Annotated in this window: 5 protein-coding genes; all 5 read right to left on the bottom strand. The window is 66.4% G+C overall.

The features are described from left to right. Positions 1–210: hypothetical protein (locus H5J30_RS30030; protein ID WP_181790524.1), on the bottom strand; the 210-nt coding region annotated here is incomplete at its 3' end. Between the two features lie 16 nt (positions 211–226). After that, the gene (locus H5J30_RS30025) at positions 227–553 is read right to left on the bottom strand and encodes a histone-like nucleoid-structuring protein Lsr2 (RefSeq protein ID WP_018839280.1); all 327 of its coding nucleotides are present in this window, start codon (positions 551–553) and stop codon (positions 227–229) included. A 120-nt stretch (positions 554–673) separates the two neighbouring features. Continuing rightward, the gene (locus tag H5J30_RS30020; RefSeq protein WP_181790522.1) at positions 674–1,192 is read right to left on the bottom strand and encodes an amino-acid N-acetyltransferase; all 519 of its coding nucleotides are present in this window, start codon (positions 1,190–1,192) and stop codon (positions 674–676) included. A 15-nt stretch (positions 1,193–1,207) separates the two neighbouring features. Further along, positions 1,208–1,612, bottom strand: coding sequence for a BlaI/MecI/CopY family transcriptional regulator (locus H5J30_RS30015; RefSeq protein ID WP_145900450.1), 405 nt, complete (start codon positions 1,610–1,612; stop codon positions 1,208–1,210). Positions 1,613–1,733: 121 nt separating this feature from the next. Then, positions 1,734–1,957, bottom strand: a 224-nt coding sequence (locus H5J30_RS30010) for a hypothetical protein (protein WP_220189512.1), incomplete at its 5' end; no start/stop codon positions are given.

Raw genomic sequence — 1,957 nt, 5'->3', positions numbered from 1 at the left:
GAAGCCGGCCGCGGGGGCGGAGTCGTGGACGGGGATGGCGCAGGGGATGACGCCTATGGCGTCGAGGACGTCGAAGACGCCGTCCGGGATGCTGCCGAATTGGATGGGGACAGGAGTGGCGCGGACGGCGGTGCCGTGCCGGCGCGGAACCGGGTTGCGGACCGGCCGGATCTGGTACGGCTGGTGAGCGCGGCGGCGACTGCCTGCCACCGCCTCACCCTGAACGTCAGCCGTTCGCCTTTTCGTATGCCTCGCGGATGTTCGCCGGAACACGGCCACGCTCGCTGACCTCGTAACCCTGCTCCTTCGCCCACGCGCGGATCTTCGCCGTGTCCTGGCTGCCGGACGCCCCGCCGCGAGAACGCTTCGTGGCGCGGCCACCGGTCCTGCGGCCGCTCTTCACGTACTGCTCCAGAGCGGTGCGCAGCTTTTCCGCGTTGGCAGTCGTGAGGTCGATCTCGTAGGACTTGCCGTCGAGGGCGAACGTCACGGTCTCGTCTGCCTCACCGCCATCGAGATCATCGACGAGAAGGACCTGTACCTTCTGAGCCACCGGGCTTCCCTTTCATCGGAACAATGTGTGCTGGCGAAAGCAAACCGCTTTTCAGCGAAAAACTCAAACCCTGTCGGAGAACTCGCGCAACAATATCTGCGCGATTCGGACAAAGCGCCGTCAGAGATGCAGCAGCATCCTGCTGTTGCCGAGGGTGTTGGGCTTCACCCGCTCCAGGTCCAGGAACTCGGCAACGCCCTCGTCATACGAGCGCAGTAGCTCACTGTAGACGTCCTGGTCCACCGGAGTCTCGCCGATCTCGACGAAGCCGTGCTTGGCGAAGAAGTCGACTTCGAACGTGAGGCAGAAAATTCGGCCGACGCCGAGCCAGCGGGCGGTGTGCAGCAACTTGTCAAGGAGTTGGTGGCCGATGCCAGTGCCCTTGCGGGCCGGATCCACCGCCAGCGTACGCACCTCCGCGAGGTCCTCCCACATCACGTGCAGCGCCCCGCAGCCGACCACGGCGGCGTCCGCGTCCTGCTCGGCGACCCAGAACTCCTGGATGTCCTCGTAAAGCGTCACGGTGGCTTTGTCGAGAAGGATGTCACGGTGCACGTAGGGGTCGAGCAGCCGCCGGATGGCCCGGACATCCGAGGTGCGGGCGCGCCGGATGGTGACCCCGTAAGAATCGCTGGGCATGACATGACGCTATCGTCACGCGCTTGCTTCGCCGTCACCGGCTTCGGTGTCACCGGGTGAGTCCAGCGACACGACGCGTAGCGCATCGCGCAGGGCGTCGAGCTGGGCCGGCGACATCATGCCGAAGAACGCGACAAGCGCGGCCGCGGGATTGTCGCTGGCGGCCCACGCCTCGTTCATGAGTGCGGCGGAGTAGGCGGCCCGGGTGGAGACCGCTTCATATCGATAGGCGCGGCCTTCGGGCGCGCGCCGCAGCCAGCCCTTCTGGTGGAGGTTGTCCATTACGGTCATGACGGTGGTGTACGCGAGAGAGCGTTCCTGCTGGAGGTCTTCCAGCACTTCCCGGACGGTGACCGGGCGGTTCCACTCCCACACCCGGGTCATGACCGTGTCTTCGAGCTCTCCCAATGGCCGGACCACGCCAGCACAATACCCGTAGGGGGGTGAACAATGGGGCGATTGGGACGGGTACGGGAGCGGCGGGCGTGGCGATTCCGGCGGCCGGGGCGGGCCCGTCGCCGCGGTTAGGGGTTACCCGGCGTTACTCGGCGGACTTCTGCCTCGCCGCCTCGGCCTGCGCAAATGCGGCGTCGACGGCGGCGTCTTCCTTGGCCTTGTTGGGGCCGCCCTGGTTCTTGACGATCGTCACGATCATCACGGTGAAGGCGACGGCCATGACGGTCGACGGAAGCAGCGCGGAGAGGTAATCCATGAGAGCCATCCATCGTTGCGGGCTACTGGACGCGGGCGCCGCGGAGGTGCCGC

This window comes from Streptomyces phytophilus, from assembly GCF_013870535.1.
In the GTDB taxonomy this organism is placed as follows: Bacteria; Actinomycetota; Actinomycetes; order Streptomycetales; family Streptomycetaceae; genus Streptomyces; species Streptomyces phytophilus.
The sequence above is the reverse complement of the archived record's forward strand: the minus strand, read 5'-3'. Positions and strand labels throughout refer to the sequence as shown.

Excerpts from the sequence above, each read along its gene's own strand:
- H5J30_RS30020 (WP_181790522.1), bottom strand. The coding sequence starts at position 1,192 with ATGCCCAGCGATTCTTACGGGGTCACCATCCGGCGCGCCCGCACCTCG.